The sequence below is a fragment of the Azonexus sp. IMCC34839 genome (assembly GCF_047047955.1).
GTDB lineage: Bacteria > Pseudomonadota > Gammaproteobacteria > Burkholderiales > Rhodocyclaceae > Azonexus.
In genome coordinates this window covers 1250138-1268187 of record NZ_CP150631.1, presented here as the reverse complement: position 1 = coordinate 1268187, position 18050 = coordinate 1250138, and the positions used below count along the sequence as shown (strand labels likewise).

At 61.7% G+C, this 18050-nt stretch carries 15 protein-coding genes and 2 tRNA genes; 10 read left to right on the top strand and 7 right to left on the bottom strand.

Annotated features, from left to right (window positions below):
- The first annotated feature begins 36 nt into the window (after positions 1-36).
- Genes hflK through WIF35_RS06305 form a run of 5 tightly spaced genes read left to right on the top strand, consistent with a single transcriptional unit; the run spans position 37 to position 4877 of the window.
- Positions 37-1347, top strand: a complete 1311-nt coding sequence (gene hflK, locus WIF35_RS06325) for an FtsH protease activity modulator HflK (protein ID WP_412480716.1) — start codon at positions 37-39, stop codon at positions 1345-1347.
- Complete coding sequence (gene hflC, locus WIF35_RS06320; RefSeq protein WP_412480715.1) at positions 1347-2234, top strand: protease modulator HflC; 888 nt, start codon at positions 1347-1349, stop codon at positions 2232-2234. Before hflK ends, hflC begins: the two co-directional genes overlap by 1 nt.
- Positions 2231-2416, top strand: coding sequence for a DUF2065 domain-containing protein (locus WIF35_RS06315; RefSeq protein WP_412480714.1), 186 nt, complete (start codon positions 2231-2233; stop codon positions 2414-2416). The genes hflC and WIF35_RS06315 overlap by 4 nt, the downstream gene beginning before the upstream one ends.
- Positions 2413-3567, top strand: a complete 1155-nt coding sequence (locus WIF35_RS06310; protein WP_412480713.1) for an ATP phosphoribosyltransferase regulatory subunit — start codon at positions 2413-2415, stop codon at positions 3565-3567. Before WIF35_RS06315 ends, WIF35_RS06310 begins: the two co-directional genes overlap by 4 nt.
- A gap of 2 nt (positions 3568-3569) precedes the next feature.
- A complete protein-coding gene (locus tag WIF35_RS06305; protein ID WP_412480712.1) occupies positions 3570-4877 on the top strand; it encodes an adenylosuccinate synthase in 1308 nt (435 codons plus the stop codon).
- A gap of 48 nt (positions 4878-4925) precedes the next feature.
- Here WIF35_RS06305 and WIF35_RS06300 read toward each other — a convergent pair whose 3' ends face one another.
- The 3 genes from WIF35_RS06300 to WIF35_RS06290 form a co-directional block, all read right to left on the bottom strand.
- Complete coding sequence (locus tag WIF35_RS06300; RefSeq protein ID WP_412480711.1) at positions 4926-5294, bottom strand: hypothetical protein; 369 nt, start codon at positions 5292-5294, stop codon at positions 4926-4928.
- A gap of 168 nt (positions 5295-5462) precedes the next feature.
- Positions 5463-5547: transfer RNA gene (locus tag WIF35_RS06295), tRNA-Leu, on the bottom strand.
- Between the two features lie 167 nt (positions 5548-5714).
- Positions 5715-5799, bottom strand: a tRNA-Leu gene (locus tag WIF35_RS06290).
- Positions 5800-5839: 40 nt separating this feature from the next.
- Between WIF35_RS06290 and rnr the strand changes: the two genes are divergently transcribed.
- Positions 5840-8257 carry a ribonuclease R gene (rnr, locus tag WIF35_RS06285; RefSeq protein WP_412480710.1) on the top strand — a complete coding sequence of 806 codons (2418 nt, stop codon included), beginning with the start codon at positions 5840-5842 and terminating at the stop codon, positions 8255-8257.
- A 3-nt stretch (positions 8258-8260) separates the two neighbouring features.
- On the opposite strand, the gene WIF35_RS06280 is transcribed toward rnr, so the two are convergent.
- A complete protein-coding gene (locus tag WIF35_RS06280) occupies positions 8261-9127 on the bottom strand; it encodes an HDOD domain-containing protein (RefSeq protein ID WP_412480709.1) in 867 nt (288 codons plus the stop codon).
- 119 nt (positions 9128-9246) lie between these two features.
- Here WIF35_RS06280 and WIF35_RS06275 point away from each other — a divergent pair, with 119 nt between their 5' ends.
- The 3 genes from WIF35_RS06275 (at position 9247) to WIF35_RS06265 (ending at position 11339) form a co-directional block, all read left to right on the top strand.
- Entirely contained in the window at positions 9247-9777 is a 531-nt protein-coding gene (locus WIF35_RS06275) for a bacteriohemerythrin (protein ID WP_412480708.1), read from the top strand.
- 59 nt (positions 9778-9836) lie between these two features.
- Positions 9837-10568 (top strand): 23S rRNA (guanosine(2251)-2'-O)-methyltransferase RlmB, encoded by a 732-nt coding sequence (rlmB, locus tag WIF35_RS06270; RefSeq protein ID WP_412480707.1) that lies wholly within the window; start codon positions 9837-9839, stop codon positions 10566-10568.
- A 330-nt stretch (positions 10569-10898) separates the two neighbouring features.
- On the top strand, positions 10899-11339 hold the full coding sequence (locus WIF35_RS06265) for a hypothetical protein (protein ID WP_412480706.1): 441 nt from the start codon (positions 10899-10901) through the stop codon (positions 11337-11339).
- Positions 11340-11509: 170 nt separating this feature from the next.
- On the opposite strand, the gene WIF35_RS06260 is transcribed toward WIF35_RS06265, so the two are convergent.
- The 3 genes from WIF35_RS06260 to WIF35_RS06250 are packed head-to-tail and all read right to left on the bottom strand — an operon-like array spanning position 11510 to position 17250.
- Positions 11510-12931 carry an efflux transporter outer membrane subunit gene (locus WIF35_RS06260; protein ID WP_412480705.1) on the bottom strand — a complete coding sequence of 474 codons (1422 nt, stop codon included), beginning with the start codon at positions 12929-12931 and terminating at the stop codon, positions 11510-11512.
- Positions 12928-16056 (bottom strand): efflux RND transporter permease subunit, encoded by a 3129-nt coding sequence (locus WIF35_RS06255; protein ID WP_412480704.1) that lies wholly within the window; start codon positions 16054-16056, stop codon positions 12928-12930. Before WIF35_RS06255 ends, WIF35_RS06260 begins: the two co-directional genes overlap by 4 nt.
- A gap of 9 nt (positions 16057-16065) precedes the next feature.
- Positions 16066-17250 carry an efflux RND transporter periplasmic adaptor subunit gene (locus WIF35_RS06250; RefSeq protein WP_412480703.1) on the bottom strand — a complete coding sequence of 395 codons (1185 nt, stop codon included), beginning with the start codon at positions 17248-17250 and terminating at the stop codon, positions 16066-16068.
- A 138-nt stretch (positions 17251-17388) separates the two neighbouring features.
- On the opposite strand from WIF35_RS06250, the gene WIF35_RS06245 reads away from it, so the two are divergent.
- The gene (locus WIF35_RS06245; protein ID WP_412480702.1) at positions 17389-18009 is read left to right on the top strand and encodes a TetR family transcriptional regulator; all 621 of its coding nucleotides are present in this window, start codon (positions 17389-17391) and stop codon (positions 18007-18009) included.
- Positions 18010-18050: the final 41 nt, after the last annotated feature.

Sequence of the window (18050 nt, the reverse complement as noted above, 5' to 3'; positions counted from 1 at the left end):
TCCCCAATATCCATGATTTCCACTTTAGGTATGCTCATGTCGCTGAACGACCCGCAATGGGGAAACCGCGGAAGCGGTGATGGAGACAAGCCCGGCGGTAACGATCCTCGTCGCCCGAACGACGGTCCTCCGGATCTTGAGGACTTGTGGCGAGATTTCAATCGCAAGCTGTCCGGTATGTTTGGTAAGGGCGGCAAAGGCGGCGGCTCGGGCGACGGTCCGCCTCGCATGCCGAACATGGAATTCAACCCGAAGTTTCTCGGTAGCGGGCTCGGCTTGTTGATTGGTCTGGTTGCCATCGTCTGGCTCGGTTCGGGTTTCTATATTGTCGATGCTTCGCAACGCGGAATCGTGCTGCAGTTCGGTAGCTTCAAGGAGGCGACGGAACCGGGTTTGCGTTGGCGCTTGCCTTATCCGATCCAATCGCACGAGCTGGTCAATTTGACTGGGGTGCGGACTATCGAAATCGGCTACCGCGGCAGCGAGCGCAACAAGGTGCTCAAGGAAGCGCTGATGCTGACCGACGATGAAAACATCGTGAATATCCAGTTTGCCGTTCAGTACATCCTGAAAGATCCGGTTGAATACCTGTTCAATAACCGCCACCCGGACGATGCGGTGATGGGTGCGGCTGAGACCGCTGTGCGGGAGATCGTCGGCAAGAGCAAGATGGACTTCGTGCTGTATGAAGGGCGCGAGCAAATCGCCACGCAGGCTGCCAAGCTGATGCAGGACATTCTCGACCGCTACCAGAGTGGCATCCTGATTTCCAAGGTGACCATGCAGAATGCTCAGCCGCCCGAGCAGGTGCAGGCTGCTTTCGATGATGCGGTCAAGGCTGGTCAGGATCGCGAGCGGCAGAAGAACGAAGGTCAGGCCTACGCCAACGATGTGATTCCCAAAGCCAAGGGTACGGCGGCTCGTCTGCTGGAAGAGGCCAACGGCTACAAGCAGCGTGTGATTTCCACTGCCGAAGGTGATGCTTCGCGCTTCAAGCAAGTGGTGACCGAGTACGCCAAGGCGCCTGAAGTAACGCGTCAGCGCATGTATTTGGATACCATGCAGCAGATTTATGCCAATACCAGCAAGGTCATGGTCGACGCCAAGGGGCAGGGCAATCTGCTCTATTTGCCGCTGGATAAATTGATTCAGGCTGCCGGGACAAGTGCCGCTGCCGGGCAGGTTGCCGGTACAGACGCTCCCGCCATGCAGTCGAGCCGGCCTTCGGCTCCGCTATCGTCGGAGTCGCCGCCGCAAGTGGAGGCTGCGCCTCAGGTTGGTGGCAAGTCGTATTCTTCGAGTTCGCGCGACGGTTCGCTGCGTTCGCGTGACCGGGAGGGCCGTTAATGAACTCGCGTATCAATATTCTGGGCGGGCTCCTCGGCGCCCTGTTGGTGATTGTTGCCATGTCGATCTTCACGGTCGATCAGCGCCAGTATGCCGTTGTGTTTCAGTTGGGCGAAATGAAGCGGGCGATTGCGGAGCCGGGTCTGTACTTCAAGGTGCCGATGGTGCAGAACGTTCGCTATTTCGAGAAGCGCATCATTACGCTCGATAACGCTGAACCGGAGCGTTTCATCACCTCCGAAAAGAAGAACGTCTTGGTCGATTCCTACATCAAGTGGCGTATCGTCGATCCGCAGCTTTATTACATTTCGGTCGGCGGCGACGAGTCGCGTGCCAAGACCCGTCTGAACCAGACAGTGAATGCCGGCTTGCGCGAGGAGTTCGGCAAGCGCACGGTGCATGACGTTGTGTCCGGCGAACGCGACAAGATCATGGACCAGATGCGTGAGAAGGCCGATGCCGATGCGCGCAAAATCGGTGTACAGATCGTCGACGTCCGCCTGAAGCGTGTGGAATTACCGACCGAAGTCAGCGATGCGGTCTATCGCCGCATGGAAGCTGAGCGCAAGCGCGTCGCCAACGAACTACGTTCGGAAGGTTCGGCAGAGGCCGAAAAGATTCGTGCCGATGCGGATCGCCAGCGCGAAATCATTATTGCCGAAGCTTACCGCGATGCCCAGAAGATCAAAGGCGAGGGTGATGCCAAGGCAACGGCAACCTATGCACAGGCCTTTGGTCAGAACGCCGAGTTCTATGCTTTCTATCGTAGCCTCGAGGCTTATCGCAACAGCTTCAAGAGCAAGAGCGACGTGCTGGTCGTCGAGCCGAATTCCGAATTCTTCAAATACATGAAGAGCGTCGGGCGCGGGAACGACAAAGGCAAATGAGTTCCACCCTGTTCATGGCCTTCGCACTGATGCTGGTGATCGAAGGCATCCTTCCCTTTGTCGCGCCGGCTGCCTGGCGTGAGACCTTTCGTCGGCTCATCCAGTTTTCTGATGGGCAGATTCGTTTTGTCGGACTGACGTCGATGATCATCGGCCTGGTCCTGTTGATTCTTTTCTCATGAACTGGCTACTACCCGAATACCTGGCCGACGCCCTTCCCGCCGAGGCTGCCCGTATCGAATCCCTGCGTCGGAATGTGCTGGACCACTTCCGAAGTCGCGGCTTCGAACTGGTCATGCCACCGATGCTCGAATACCTCGATTCCTTGCTGACCGGTGCGGGCCAGGATTTAAAGCTGCGTACCTTCAAGTTGGTCGATCAGTTGTCCGGTCGGACGATGGGAGTGCGTGCCGATATCACGCCTCAGGCGGCACGGATCGATGCGCATCTGCTGAATCATCAGGGCGTGACGCGCCTGTGTTACTGCGACAGCGTGCTGCATACGCTGCCGGCGACCATCTCGGCCAGTCGCGAGCCGGTTCAGATCGGCGCGGAACTCTATGGCTACGCCGGGATCGAGGCCGATCTCGACATCATTCGCTTGATGGCGGGTGCCTTCGACAAGATCAAACTGCCGCTCAATCGTATCGATCTCGGGCATGTCGGTATCTTCCGCGCCCTTGCCGAAGCGGCCGGTTTGCCACAAGAGGCCGAGGAATCGGTGCTCAGCCTGTTGCAGGCGAAGGACGTGCCGGGCTTGATCGAAGCCTGCGCGGATGTTCCCTCGCCCTATCGTGAAGCTTTGCAGCGCTTGCCGCAATTGTACGGCGGTGCTGAAGTGATCGACCGTGCAGCGGCCGAGCTTCCCCCGTTGCCGGGTATTGCTGCTGCCCTCGACGGTTTGCGCCATTTGTTCGCGGCGGCTCCGGACTTGCCGTTGTCGATCGATCTGTCCGACCTGCGCGGCTATCACTACCATAATGGGGTGGCGTTTGCGGCGTATTGCGCTGGTTACCCGGCAGCGATCGCCTTGGGCGGGCGCTATGACGGTGCGGGCAAGGCTTTCGGGCGGGCGCGCCCGGCTACGGGTTTTTCGATGGATTTGCGCGAAGTGGCGCGTCTGGCACCGGCCGGCAAGCAAACGGGTGCTGTTCTTGCGCCGTATGCCGGCGCAGACAAGGTGCTGGCGGCGCACATCGCTGCGCTGCGCGAGCAAGGAGAGATTGTGGTCGAGATGCTGCCGGGCGAGATTGCCTGCGAAGGCCCCGTCTGCGATCGCAAGCTGGCTTTTGTCGGTCAGCACTGGATTATTGAAGCAATACAAGAGGACTAGAAATGGCCAAGAATGTCATCGTGGTGGGCACCCAGTGGGGCGACGAAGGGAAGGGCAAGATCGTCGACTGGCTGACCGATCACGCCAAGGGGGTCGTGCGTTTCCAGGGTGGCCATAACGCCGGCCATACGCTGGTCGTCGGCGACAACGTCTACAAGCTGAATCTCGTGCCGTCCGGTATCGTGCGCGATGGCGTCGATTGCTACATCGGCAACGGTGTCGTTCTGGATATCCACCACCTGATTTCCGAAATCGCCGAACTGGAAAAGGGCGGTATCAATGTCCGTTCGCGCCTGAAAATCAGCCCGGGCTGCCCAATCATCCTGCCGTACCACTCGGCCATCGACAAGGCGCGTGAAGGTGCCAAGTGCGCTGACAAGAAGATTGGTACCACCGGCAAGGGTATTGGCCCGACCTATGAGGATAAGGTGGCACGCCGCGGCCTGCGCGTCTACGACCTGTTCCACCCGGAACGTTTTGCCGAGAAACTGAAGGAAGTCCTGGATTATCACAACTTCGTGCTGACCCAGTATTTCAAGGCCGAGCCGGTCGATTTCCAGATGGTCTACGATCAGGCGATGGCCGATGCCGAAGTGATCCGCCCGATGGTGGTGGACGTTTCCGCTGCGCTTTACGATGCCAACCAGGCGGGCCAAAACATGCTGTTCGAGGGCGCCCAGGGTACCCTGCTCGACATCGATCACGGTACCTACCCGTTCGTGACGTCGTCTAACTGTGTCGCCGGCCAGGCGGCAGCTGGGGCGGGTATCGGGCCGGGCATGCTGCATTATGTGCTGGGCATCACCAAGGCTTATTGCACCCGTGTCGGCGGTGGTCCGTTCCCGAGTGAACTGGATATCGATACTGAAGGTACGCCGGGTCACCAGATGTTCTCGGTAGGCAAGGAATTCGGCACCGTGACCGGGCGCAAGCGTCGCTGTGGCTGGTTCGATGCGGCACTGCTGCGTCGTTCAGCCCGTATCAACGGTCTGACCGGTCTGTGCATCACCAAGCTGGATGTGCTCGACGGTTTGAAGGAAATCAAGATCTGCACCGGCTACAAGCTGGGCGATCAGGTGGTCGATCTGCTGCCGATCGGGGCGGATGAAGTTGCCCGTTGTGAGCCGATCTACGAAACCATGCCGGGTTGGGAAGGGACGACCTTCCGCGTCAAGCGCTGGGAAGACCTGCCGGTCAATGCGCAGGCCTACCTGAATCGTCTGGAGGAGTTGTGCGGTGTGCCGATCGCCATCGTGTCGACCGGCCCGGAGCGCGACGAAACCATTCTCAAGCAGCATCCGTTCAAGTAAGCGAACCTCGCTGCTGCGGTGCACGGGCCCTTTGGGCCCGTTTTCATTTCAGCGTGCCGGAACCGCTACCCAGCCTTCCGGGCAGACGTTGGTGTAAGGGTAATACTGGCCGGAGGAGCCGCAGTAGTACCAAAGGCTCGGCGCAGGCGGAGGCGGCATGGGGCGAACGGGTTCGACATAGACCGGTGCTGCCTGAGCGTGGCTATAGGCTGCAGCGCCAATCGCCAGGCCGGCGATGCCCAGAATGGCAGCCGGGCCGATCCAGCCGGGGCCGCGATCATGGCGATGATGATGATGGTGATGGTGGGGCATCGGTGGCCGGAAGTCCGGGCGATGATGCCCCCAGTCGGCCTGGGCGGAGCCGATGCCGGCAACGGCAAGGCTGGCGGCGACGATAAGGCTGGCGATCTTTTTCATGTTTCGACTCACTGGGTAATGTGATGCTGATGAGTCGAATAACGATGCGCCGTCGTTGCCGATGACCGACATCGTGTACCGATGTGTTGCCAATTGTTGCCGGCAGGCTTTGGCAGCCCAGCAAAGAAAAAAGGCCTCGATTGCTCGAAGCCTTTGCTCTGTATTCGTTGGTGCCCAGGAAGGGACTCGAACCCCCACGCCTCTCAGCGCTAGTACCTGAAACTAGTGCGTCTACCAATTCCGCCACCTGGGCACAGGTGCGAAGAGCGCGCATTATATCGGATTCCCGGGAAATGGGAAGTCTTATTTTGCAATTTAGGGATTCGAATGTTCTGCCCCGGCTTGTGAGACAATGCGCGGCATCAGGCGGGGCCAAAGAAAAAAGGCTTCGATTGCTCGAAGCCTTTGCTCTGTATTCGTTGGTGCCCAGGAAGGGACTCGAACCCCCACGCCTCTCAGCGCTAGTACCTGAAACTAGTGCGTCTACCAATTCCGCCACCTGGGCACAGGTGCGAAGAGCGCGCATTTTATAGGAAAGACACTCGATGTCAAGAAAGAAACTCTCCAAAATTCGTCGGGCCGATCCGTTTTTCGAACGCGAGTCCGCGCGTTACGATTTGCCCTTGCCGTCACGCGAGTACATCGGGCAGGTTCTGGAGAACGAAGGGCGGCCGGTCAGCTTTGTCGAGCTGAGCAATTTGCTCGATATCGCCGGCACTGAGCGCGAGATGTTCCAGCGTCGGCTGAGCGCCATGGAACGTGAAGGGCAGTTGATGCGCAATCGCAAGGGCGATTACATCCTGCCAGAGCGAGCCAGCCTGATTCCCGGGCGCGTCCAGGGGCATCCCGACGGCTATGGCTTCCTGGTGCCGGACGATGGCAGTGCCGATCTTTTCCTCGATCAGCACCAGATGGGCAAGGTGCTGCATGGCGACCGCGTGCTGGCCCGCGTGGTCGGCATCGATCGCAAGGGGCGCCCGGAGGGCAGCATCGTCGAGGTGACCGAGCGGGCCAATACCAAGGTGGTGGGTCGGGTTTTCGTCGAGCATGGCGTCGTTTTCGTCGTGCCGGAAAATCGCCGCATCTCGCAGGACATCCTGGTGCCGCCGGAGAAAAAGGCCAAGGTGAAACCGGAATCCGGCCAGGTGGTGATGGTCGAGATCATCGAGCAGCCGAGCAAATTCTCGCAGCCTATCGGACGCATCATCGAGGTGCTGGGCAATTACGCCGACCCGGGCATGGAGATCGAGATCGCCCTGCGCAAGCACGATCTGCCTTTCGAATTCCCGAAGCTGGCGCTCGACGAAAACAAGAAGATGCCGGACAAGGTGCGCAAGCTGGATTTGAAGGATCGTGTCGATCTGCGCGACCTGCCGCTGGTGACCATCGACGGTGAAACGGCGCGCGACTTCGATGATGCGGTCTATTGCGCTAAGAAGGGGCGCGGCTGGCGCCTGGTCGTGGCCATTGCCGACGTGTCGCATTACGTTACGCCCGGCATGGCGCTCGACAAGGAAGCCTTGTCGCGTGGCAACTCGGTGTATTTCCCGCGCCGGGTCATTCCGATGTTGCCGGAGAAGCTGTCGAACGGCATCTGTTCGCTGAACCCGGATGTCGAACGCCTGGCCATGGTTTGCGACGTCGAGATCAGCGCGACCGGCAAGCTGGGCGAATACCGTTTCTACCCAGCGGTTTTCCGTTCGCATGCGCGCCTGACCTACAACCTCGTCTGGTCCTGGCTATCCGGTGAAAAATCGCCGGAAAGCGAGGTGCACCGCAGCATCCTGCCGCAGGTGCAGGATCTGTACAAACTGTACAAGGTGCTGCACAAGGCGCGCGGTCAGCGCGGCGCCATCGATTTCGAAACGACCGAAACGATGATGCTGTTCAACGAGCAGGGCAAGATCGACAACATCGTGCCGGTTGTGCGCAACGACGCCCACCGCATCATCGAGGAGTGCATGCTGGCAGCCAACGTCTGTGCCTCGGATTTCCTGGCCAAGCACAAGCAGACCTGCCTCTACCGCGTGCATGAGTCGCCGTCCGAAGACAAGCTGAAGAACCTGCGCAGTTTCCTCGGTGAATTCGGCCTGGCACTGGGCGGCGGCGACGACCCGAAGGCCAAGGATTACGCCGTGTTGCTGGAGAAGATCAAGGCCCGGCCGGATTTCCAGCTTTTGCAGACGGTGATGCTGCGTTCGCTCAAACAGGCCATGTACAGCCCGGACAATGTCGGACACTTCGGCCTGGCCTACGAGCATTACACGCACTTCACCTCGCCGATCCGGCGTTATCCCGACCTCCTGGTGCATCGCGCCATCAAGGCCGTACTTGCCGGCGAGACCTACACACCGGACATGGCCTGGGACGACATCGGCCTGCAATGTTCCGCCACCGAGCGACGGGCGGACGAAGCGACGCGCGACGTCGAGAACTGGCTGAAGACCTTCTACATGAAGGAGCGTATCGGCGAGGAATTCACCGGCACCATTTCCGCGGTGACCGCCTTCGGTATCTTCGTGGCGCTTGACGAGGTCTATGTCGAAGGCCTGGTGCATGTTTCCGAGCTGGGGGCCGATTACTTCCAGTTCGACGCCATCAAGCACCAGATGCTGGGCGAGCGGACCGGCCAGCGTTTCCGCCTGGGCGACCGGGTGCGCGTCAAGCTGGTGCGGGCAGATCTGGAGAGCAACCGGATCGATTTCGTGCTGGCGCAGGAAATGCCAGGCGGCCAGCCGCGTAAGGCCGGCGGGGCGCGCAAACCGACTTCCATACCGGCGCCGGCCAAGGCGGTCGTCAAGCCGGTCGCCAGGAAAAAAGCCGTCAAGGCCAAGCCAGCAGCGTCACCGGCCAAGGCAAAACCGGCGACCAAGGCCAAGGCCAAGCCCAAGGCGCCGGTCAAAGCCAAATCCAAATCGGCAGCCAAGGCGAAACCTGCCGGCAAGTCCGGACGTCGGCGTTAAGGCTCAGTGGTGCTGCGGATCGAGCAGGTCCGCAGCCTTGGCGGCGATGCGGGCGATTTGCTCCTCGTCGAGGCCGGGGAGTTGCTCGGTCAGCCATTCCAGCGTGGCGCCCGGAATCAGGTGTTTGGCTTCGGCAATGTCTGACGGCAGGGCCGGGTCGTCCGGCCCGCCGGTAGTCAGGTGACGGGCGGCATCGACACACAGTCGGGAAAGGTTGGCGCGGGTATTGTCGATGCCACGGATCAATTGCATGAGCAGCGGGGGCAGGTGCCAGATTTCGGCGCAGGCCAGGGTCAGGTCCTTGAAGCGGAATCCGCAGGTATCGACCTGAGCCTGTAGCGAGCGGGCCGAGCGGCCGCTATGCAATGCCTTCAAGGCGGCCTCGGGTAAGTCCGGGGCGAAGGACCAGAGCAGCAATTCGCCGATTTCTGAAAGCAGGGCGGCCATGGCGACCTCGTCCGGAGAGATGTCGGCCCGCGCCGAGCCCCAATTCAGTGCGAGGTGGCGGGCCAAGTGCGAGCGTGCCTCGCAGGCGGCCAAGCCGAGGTTGGTTTCATCGGTTTCCGGACTGTCGAGCAGGAGTCTGCGAAAATTTTCTGTGCCGAGTTGCATCACTGCCCCCAGTGGTGTCGTCGTTTCGTGCCCCAGGCGCTGGGTGCGTTTTGCCTCGGCCTGACGCAGCAGGCGCAGGCAAAGGAAGGGATCGGAACCGGCGATGTCGGCCAGTTCGCGAGCAGATATCCGTTCACCGAGGGTTTCCTCCAGTTGCAGCAGCAGGGCCTTCGAGCGTGGCATGCAGGGGAGGTCGCGATTGCTCATGAAGGCGGCCCACTGGTTGACACCCCATTGTCGTTGATGCGCTGTCAGCATGCGTCCCCGCCTTTGTCGCCAATATAGTTACATTAACGGCAGATTTCACAATGTTTCAAGACAATTCTTTACATTGTTCGGTCGCGGGTTGGATACAATGCAAAAATTGCGGGAGGGGTATGAATAACAGCGAACAATCGCTCTCCGGAATTTCCAATCGTCAATTGCCGAGCGAACTAGTGACAGGGCATGCCGTGATCGATCACGAGCATCAGTTGTTGCTCGACTATATTCTGCGGCTGCGCGAGATTTGCGACGATCACGATGCGTCACGGGTGACCTGCGGCGGTTGCAGCCCGACACTGATCTCCGAATGCGAAAGCCGTCTGGTCGGTATTCTGGGCGACCTGCTGGCTTACATCCTGGATCACTTCCGCAACGAAGAAAACATCATGCGCGATTCGCTGCTGTTGGCGATTGAACGTGAAACCGGTGAGGCGCACATGGAGGACCATGCGGCGATCTCGAGCAAGGTGCAGGAAATCGTCACCAATCTGGAAACGCCCAAGACCATACAGCGCGTCCGCGAGCTCGAGGAATTGCTGCTGCGTTGGGTGACCAGCCACATCTCGTTGCACGACATGCTGCTGGTCCGTTGGCTCGAGCGCGAAGACAATCCGATCCGCCTGCGTGCCCTGGCCTCTGCCTGAACGTTTCCGCCGGGGGCGATGAGCGCTAAAATGCGCGCCTTCTCATTGCGAAAGCAGCCATGTCCTCCCGCCTGATCTACGGCTTTCACGCCGTCACTTCCAAGCTCCGCCACGATCCGGAATCCGTCAAGGAAATCATCATCGACGGCGCACGCCAGGATGCGCGGGCGCGCGATCTGATCAAGCATGCCGAATTGCAGGGCGTGAAGCTGGTCATCGCCGATGGCAAGCGCCTGGACGGCTTTGCCGCCGGTGGCCGGCATCAGGGCGTGGTGGCGCGCATCGAGGGCGGACGCAAGGCGGCGCATCTCGACGACGTGCTAGATACGCTGACCGAGCCGGCTTTCCTGCTCGTGCTCGATGGTGTGACCGACCCGCGCAACCTCGGCGCCTGCCTGCGTGTCGCCGATGCGGCTGGCGTGCATGCCGTGATCGCGCCCAAGGACAAGTCGGCCGGCCTCAACGACGTGGCCGTCAAGACGGCCTGCGGCGCGGCTGAGACGGTGCCCTACATCATGGTTACCAACCTGGCGCGCACGCTGCGCGAGTTGAAGGAACGCGACATCTGGGTGGTCGGCACGGCCGGCGAGGCGGAGAGCGACCTCTACACCGCCGACTGGCCGCAGGCCACCGCCTGGGTCATGGGGGCCGAAGGTGAGGGCATGCGCCGCCTGACGCGCGAGACCTGCGACCAGCTGGTCAATATCCCGATGTACGGTTCGGTCGAGAGCCTGAACGTTTCCGTCGCCGCCGGCGTCTGTCTGTTCGAGGCGCGTCGCCGCCGCGGCTGAGTTTCGTCGCGCCGCCGTTAGAAGGCGGTGCAAATCTTGCTTGATTCAATGGGCCGGCAATGCTGCCGGCCTTCGGTCGGTGCAAAGTCGCGCCTGACCTTGCCGGTTCGATCGCTGCTTAGCCTTGTGCGGCAAGCGATTGCGCAGTTCCGCCAGCCCTTGTCGCTGGCCGGTTGCGGCGAGTGCGCCCTCGATGGATGCACTGCTCCAGCGCCCGGTATTCCTTATTTGCACAGCGTTTGTGCATCGTTCCCGTATTCGTCGATTCGTCCCGGTGCGCCTCTGGCGTGCCCGGACGGATGATTTGCTACCCGATTCGTTACGATTGCCATGAGCAAGAACCCCAAAATGCGCGCCAAGCGCCTGAACAATCCTTTAGCCTGCCGACTGTCCGAGCCGGAGCAGGTCGAGATCATGCTGAAGCCCCGCCTGCACCTCGATTGCGTGCTGTACGGCGAAAGCCATGAAGCGCTGCATCTTGCTTCCATCGTTGGCGTCATCAACGTCGCCATGGCGTTGGCATACCTGCACAAGGACAAGTATTCGATCAATCTCTACGAGTCGGTGCAGCAGACGCTGGTCGAGATCGCCCGCCGCGGACTCGCCAACGATGAGGAGTTGCGCCGGTTGCAGCGCGTCTTCAATGTGGCCGACGACTATATCGTCGGCCAGGCCAAGGCCGACGTGCTGCGCGCGATCAATCTCGTCGAATACCAGATTCGGCACGGCGAGGGTAATTCGCTGTTGCCGCTCCCGCCGCGTCAGGACTGACGCAGCCAACGTTCACCACGCCATCGCGTACTCTCCTGCGCGGTGGTCTGGTTCGGGCCGGCGCTGTTTGTGCCAGCGTCGGCCCACCTCTTTAACTTTGCGTATGCATGAAAAAGGCCGCCCTCGGGCGGCCTTGGTTTTTTGCCTTTTTCAGCAGTGCACCGCAGCAGTCAGCTTTTTTCCGGCTTCCAGCCGCCGCCGAGCGCCTTGAACAGGTCGACGGCCGCGTTCAGTCGAGCCTGGCGCGTGGCGATCATGGCCAGTTGTGCGTCGTTGAACGAACGCTGGCTGTCGAGCACTTCCAGGTAACCGGCGTGGCCGGCTTCATAGCGCAGTTGCGAGATGTCGAGTGCCTTGCGGGCGTTGACCACGCGGCTGGCTTGCGCCTTTTCCGCTTCGCCATCCTCGCGCAGGCTGACCAGTGCGTCGCGGACTTCCTTATAGGCTGTCTGCAGCGCATTTTGCCAGGCGATCAGTGATTGCTGGTTGAGTGCCTTGGCCTGATCGACGCGGGCCGAGGTGCGGCCGAAGTCGAGGATGGGCATCAGGGCACCGAGGCCGACTGCCCAGGTGCCGGAGCCGGCGCTGAACAGGTCGGACAAGGTCTTGCTCTCGCTGCCGATGCTGCCGGTTAGCGTGAATTTCGGGAAGTAGCCGGCCTTGGCGACGCCGATACCGGCGTTGGTGGCGACCAGTTCCTGCTCGGCCATCATGACGTCCGGGCGGCCTTCGATCAGATCCGACGGCAGACCTTCCGGCGGCTGCGGCGGCAGCGGCAGCTGGCGCAGGTCGCCGGCGGCGATCTTCAGTTCGGGATTGGCCGTGAGCAGGGCCAGTTGATGGACGGACAGCGTGCGTTGGCGGCGCTGTTCGATCAGTTGGGCTTGCGCTGCAGCCAAGACGCTTTCGGCCTGGTAGCCATCGAGCGGCGAGGCGTAGCCGGCGTCGACACGCATCTTGACCAGCTTCAGGCTCTCCTCGCGCGTCTTGACGGTTTCCTCGCTGATGGCGAGTTGGGCGTCCAGGCTGCGCAGGTTGAGGTAGGTGGCGGTGACGGCACCGGCCACGCTCAGGCGGATCGAGTCGCGCGAATACTGGCTGGCCAGCAGGGTGGCCTTGGCTGCCTCGTTGGCGCGACGGACGCGGCCCCAGACGTCGAGTTCATACGAAGTGCTCAGGCCGGCGCTGCGCGTGTTGCGGATACGCGGCATGGCACTCGAGTAGGTCGCCGTCTTGGTGCTGGCCTTGGTGTTGCTGCCAGCGGCGCTGCCATCGATTTCCGGCAGGAAGGCAGCGCCGGCTTCGCGGGCGACGGCATCGGCCTGTTCCATGCGGGCGACCGCCTGGCGCAGGTCGGCGTTGTTCTTCAACGCCTGGTCGACCAGATCGTTCAGCGTGGCGTCCTGGAATAGCGTCCACCATTGTGGATCGATCGCTGGGTTGGTGGCAATGGCGACCGGCGTCGGCTTGCTGTCGCCGAACAGGCTGGGCAGCAGCGCCGACGGGCGCAGGTAGTCGGGGCCGATGGCGCAGCCGCTGAGGGTGAAGGTGGCGGCCAGCGCCAGGGCGGCAGGGGTGAGGCGGGCGATCATGCTTGGTTCTCCTCGGCGTCGTCGGTCGAGACGTGCGACGGGTCGATCTGTTTGCCGCGTTCGAGCCACTTGAAGAAGAGCGGCACGAACAGCGTGGCGATGAAGGTGGCAGCGAGCATGCCGCCGAAAACGCCGGTACCCATCGACTGGCGGGCGGCGGCGCCGGCCCCGGTGGCCTTGACCAGCGGGAAGACGCCGAGCACGAAGGCCAGCGAGGTCATGATGATGGGACGCAGGCGCAGGCGGGCGGCCTCGATGGCGGCCTCGACCACACCCATGCCCTCGGCGTACTTCTGGGCGGCGAATTCGACGATCAGGATGGCGTTTTTCGACGCCAGGCCGATCAGCACGACGAGGCCGATCTGGAAGTAGATGTCGTTCGGCATGCCGCGCAGCCAGATGGCGGTCAGCGCGCCCATCAGGGCGAACGGTACGGCCATGACGACGGCGATCGGCAGCGACCACTTTTCGTACTGGGCGGCCAGGATCAGGAAGACCATGATGATGGCGAAGCCGAAGGCCTGCATCGACGAACCGGCACTACGCTTTTCCTGGAAGGCCTGGCCTGTCCAGGCGATGCCGTAACCGGACGGCAGCGTGGCTTCAGCCACCTGTTCGACGATCTTGATCGCATCGCCCGAGCTGACGCCCGGCTTCGAGTCGCCCATTACCTTGGCGGCGATGAACCCGTTGAAGCGTTCGACCTGTTCCGGGCCGACCACATTCTTGACGCGGGAAACTGCGGACAAGGGGATCATGGCGTTGGTCGTCGTGCTGCGCACGTAAACCTTGCCGATGTCGTCCGGCTTCATGCGGAAATTGGCTTCCGCCTGCAGTTGCACGCGATAGACGCGGCCGGCCTTGTTGAAGTCGTTGACGTAAAGCGCACCCATCGTGCTCTGCAGCGTCGAGTAGATGTCGGCGATCGGAATGCCGAGCGCCAGCGCCTTCTGCTCATCGACTTCGACATAGAGCTGCGGCACGGTCGGGCGGAAGAAGGTGGAAATGCGGGTGAATTCCGGGTGCTTCTTCAGTTCGTCCATGAAGGCTTGCGTGACTTCGTTCAGCTTCTTGGCATCGCCATCCACGCGGTTCTGGACATAGACCTCGAAGCCGCCGGCGGTGCCCAGGCCCATGATCGGGGGCGGGTTGAAAACGAGGCCCATGCCGTCCGGCTGCATCATGCCGATGCCCATGAACTTGCCGGCCAGATCCTGCGCCTTGCCCTGACGTTCATCCCAATCCTTGAGCGGAATGAACATGGTGCCGGCGTTCGGCTTGTTGCCGCCGCCGATCAAGTCGAAGCCCGAAACGACGAAGGTGTGCTTGACCGCTTCGTCCTGGCTGATCATCTGGCGCATGCGTTCGCCGGTGGCTTCGGTGCGCTTCAGCGTCGCGCCGTCCGGCAGCATCAGTGCCGAGATCAGGTAACCCTGGTCCTCGGCCGGCACGAAGCTGCCCGGGATGATGCGGAAGAATGCTGCGGTGCACCCGACGATCAGGGCAAAAACCAGGGCGCCGACGATGCCGTGCTTCATGGTGAAGGCCACGGCGCCGGTGTAGTTCTTGGTCAGGCGCTCGAACATCCGGTTGAACGGTGCGAACAGCTTGTTCTCGGTATGCTGGGCCTTGAGCAGCAGGGCGCACAGCGCCGGCGTCAGGGTCAGCGCGACGACGCCGGAGAGCACCACGGCCACTGCCACGGTGACGGCGAACTGCTTGTAGAGCTGGCCGGCGATACCGCCGAGGAAGGCGACCGGGACGAACACCGCACACAACACGAGCACGATGGCGATCAGGGCGCCGGTGACTTCGTGCATGGCCTTGATGGCAGCCTGCTTGGGCGGCAGCTTCTCTTCGGCCATCAGGCGCTCGACGTTCTCGAGCACGACGATGGCGTCATCGACCACGATACCGATGGCCAGCACCATGGCGAACAGCGTCAGCGTGTTGATCGAGAAGCCGAACAACCACAGGCCGGCGAAGGAGCCGATCAGCGAGATCGGCACCGCCACCATCGGAATCAGCGTGGCGCGCCAGCTTTGCAGGAAGATGAAGACGACGGCCAGCACCAGGATCATCGCTTCGATCAGGGTGTGTTTGACCTCGCTGATCGAGGCGGAAACGAAGCGGGTGGTGTCGAACGGAATGACGAAATCCATCGCTTCCGGGAACTTGACCTTCAGCTCGGCCATCTTGCCGCGCACGGCTTCGGCCACTTCCAGCGCATTGGCCCCGGTCTGCAGGAAGACGCCCATGGCGATGGTCGGCTGACCATCCAGCGTCACGCGCTGGTCGTAGCTGTAGGCGCCGAGTTCGATGCGGGCGACGTCCTTCAGGCGGAGCAGGCCGCCGGGGCCACTCGAACGGATGACGATGTTGCCGAACTCTTCCTCGGTCAGCAGGCGGCCCTTGGCGGTCACCGTATAGACCAGTTGCTGGTCGTTCGGGGCCGGTTCCTGGCCGATCTTGCCGGCCGCGTTCTGGGCGTTCTGGGCGGTGATGGCGGCCGAAACTTCGCTGGTCGTCAGACCAAGCTGGGCCATGCGGTCCGGCTTCAGCCAGACGCGCATCGAGTAATCCTGCGCGCCGAAAATGGTCACGTCGCCGACGCCCTTGACCCGCTTCAACTCGTCAACGATGTTCAGGCTGGCGTAGTTGGAGAGATAGAGCGTGTTGTAGCGGCCCTGATCGGATTGCAGCGCGACGACCTGGAGGATGTCGTTGGAACGCTTCTGCACGATCACGCCGTTACGCCGTACCGCTTCCGGCAGGCGCGGCTCGGCCGCCTTGACGCGGTTGTTGACGTTCACCGACGCCATGTCGACGTTGGTGCCGACCTCGAAGGTGGCGGTGATGGTGACCGAACCGTTGGCGCTGGCCGAGGAGGTGAAATACACCATGTTCTCGACGCCGTTCAGCTGCTCCTCGATCGGAGCCGCCACAGTCTTGGCCAGGGTTTCAGCCGAAGCGCCCGGATAGGTGGCGGTGATCAGCACCGTCGGCGGCGCGATCTGCGGGTACTGCGCGATGGGCAGCACCTGCGAGGCGACCAGGCCGGCGATGACGATGATGATCGAGATGACCGACGCGAAAATCGGTCGGTTGATGAAGAATCTGGACATGGCCGCTCCTTACTGGTTGCGCGGAGTCGTGGCGGACTTGCCCGACATGCCTTCCATCCCGCCCATGCCTTGCTGCGGCTTGCCGCCGCCAGCCTGTTCGGCGCCGGGCACGACCGGCGGATGCGGATTGACCGGAGCGCCCGGACGCAGCTTGATCAGGTTGTCGACAATGACGTTGTCGCCGGCCTTCAGGCCGCCGAGGATGACCCAGTCCTTGCCATACCACTCGCCGGTCTTGATCGGACGCGGCGCGACCTTGTTTTCGCCATCGACGGTCATCACCAGATTGGCCTGTTCGGTCTGCAGCACGGCTGACTGCGGCACCAGGAAGACGCCATCGCGCTCGCCGGTGAGCAGGCGGACGCGGACGAACTGGCCCGGCAGCAGCGCTTGGTCGGCGTTGTCGAATTCGGCACGCAGTTGCTGGGTGCCGAGCGTGGTGTCGATATTGGAAGCGAGGAAGTTCAGCTTGCCGCGCTTGGCGTAAACGGAGCCATCCGGCAGCACCAGTTCGACGCCGGTGACGTCCTTGGCGGTGACGCGCTTGCTGGGGAACTTGGCCAGATCGCTTTCGCCGAGCGAGAAACGCACCCAGATCGGGTTGGTCTGATAGATCGAGGTGAGCAGGCTGTCGGCGGTGGACACCAGGTTGCCGTCCGACTTGACGGCACGGCCGGTCACGCCGGCGACCGGGGCGGTGACGGTGGTCCACGCCAGGTTCAGTTCGGCCTGATGCAGGTTGGCCTGGGCCACGGCGTTGCTGGAGACGGCATCGTCGTAGTCCTTCTGGGCGATGGCTTTGGCTTCGGCCAGCGGCTTCAGGCGGGCGACTTCGCGCGCAGTCTGGTCGGCGCGGGCCTTGGCGTCGGCCAGGGCGATCTCGTAAGGAGCGCGATCGATCTGGAAGAGCGGCTGGCCGTTCTTGACCACATCGCCTTCCTGGAACAGGCGCTTCATCAGGATGCCGCCGACACGGGCGCGCACTTCGGTTTCGCGGGCGCCTTCGGTCTGCGCCATGATTTCGATGCTGGTCGGCACCTTCTGCGCCTGCATCTCGATGACCGTCACCGGCATCGGGCCCATGGCCGGAGCGGCCGGCTTTTCGCCGGAGCAGCCGGTGAGGGCGGCGGCGAAGGCCGTGGAAGCGAGGAGCAGGGCGATGGCCTTGCGCTGGGGTTGAGTTTGGTTAGGCACGGTTGTTCTCCTTGTAATTTACTTTGATGGGGATTATAAACATTCAGGAATGTATGTAAAATACTTTCTGAGCGTTTCAGTCGGATTTACATTTTGTTTCCGACCGCAGTTGACGCAGTTGCAATAGGGAGAAGGATCGTGGTCAGAAAGACCAAGGAAGAAGCCGAACAGACGCGCAAGGACATCATCGAAGCGGCGCGCCGGGTCTTCCATGAATGTGGCGTCGTGCGTTCGACGCTGGAAAAGATCGCCAAGGCCGCCGGCGTGACGCGCGGCGCTGTTTATTGGCATTTCGAGAACAAGGCCGAGCTTTTCTTCGCCATGCGCGAGGACGTTTTCGCGCCGATGATCGAGCGCACCGACGCCATCCTGTTTTCCGATAAATTCGACAACCCGCTCGACGCCATCGAGGCTTCTGTCACCGAGTTCTTCCGTGTGCTGGAAGATTGCTCGGTGGTGCGCGAGGTGTTCGAGATCATGATTTCGCGCTGCGAATACGTTGATGAATTCGCCGAAATCGAGGCCGAAATCGGCAAGCCGGCGCAGAGCTTCCTGGCCAAGATCGAAGCGATGTACCTGAAGGCTGCCGAAAAGGGCATGTTGCGCGAAGGCCTGGTGCCGATCGACGTGGCCCGCGATACCTGGGCCTTTACCAGCGGGATGCTGCACCTGCTGCTCAGTTGTCAGCGTGGCTCGGACCTCGCGTTGCACGTACCGAGCATGATCAAGACGCACATGAGTTTGCGCCGCAAGGGCTGATTGATGTCCTGGCCGGCTGCTGCGGTGCACCGGCCAAAATG

What these genes read in the sequence shown, in the direction of transcription:
- hflK (WP_412480716.1), top strand. Translation starts at nt 37, where the DNA reads ATGTCGCTGAACGACCCGCAATGGGGAAACCGCGGAAGCGGTGATGGA.
- hflC (WP_412480715.1), top strand. Translation starts at nt 1,347, where the DNA reads ATGAACTCGCGTATCAATATTCTGGGCGGGCTCCTCGGCGCCCTGTTG.
- WIF35_RS06315 (WP_412480714.1), top strand. Translation starts at nt 2,231, where the DNA reads ATGAGTTCCACCCTGTTCATGGCCTTCGCACTGATGCTGGTGATCGAA.
- WIF35_RS06310 (WP_412480713.1), top strand. Translation starts at nt 2,413, where the DNA reads ATGAACTGGCTACTACCCGAATACCTGGCCGACGCCCTTCCCGCCGAG.
- WIF35_RS06305 (WP_412480712.1), top strand. Translation starts at nt 3,570, where the DNA reads ATGGCCAAGAATGTCATCGTGGTGGGCACCCAGTGGGGCGACGAAGGG.
- WIF35_RS06300 (WP_412480711.1), bottom strand. Translation starts at nt 5,294, where the DNA reads ATGAAAAAGATCGCCAGCCTTATCGTCGCCGCCAGCCTTGCCGTTGCC.
- rnr (WP_412480710.1), top strand. Translation starts at nt 5,840, where the DNA reads ATGTCAAGAAAGAAACTCTCCAAAATTCGTCGGGCCGATCCGTTTTTC.
- WIF35_RS06280 (WP_412480709.1), bottom strand. Translation starts at nt 9,127, where the DNA reads ATGCTGACAGCGCATCAACGACAATGGGGTGTCAACCAGTGGGCCGCC.
- WIF35_RS06275 (WP_412480708.1), top strand. Translation starts at nt 9,247, where the DNA reads ATGAATAACAGCGAACAATCGCTCTCCGGAATTTCCAATCGTCAATTG.
- rlmB (WP_412480707.1), top strand. Translation starts at nt 9,837, where the DNA reads ATGTCCTCCCGCCTGATCTACGGCTTTCACGCCGTCACTTCCAAGCTC.
- WIF35_RS06265 (WP_412480706.1), top strand. Translation starts at nt 10,899, where the DNA reads ATGAGCAAGAACCCCAAAATGCGCGCCAAGCGCCTGAACAATCCTTTA.
- WIF35_RS06260 (WP_412480705.1), bottom strand. Translation starts at nt 12,931, where the DNA reads ATGATCGCCCGCCTCACCCCTGCCGCCCTGGCGCTGGCCGCCACCTTC.
- WIF35_RS06255 (WP_412480704.1), bottom strand. Translation starts at nt 16,056, where the DNA reads ATGTCCAGATTCTTCATCAACCGACCGATTTTCGCGTCGGTCATCTCG.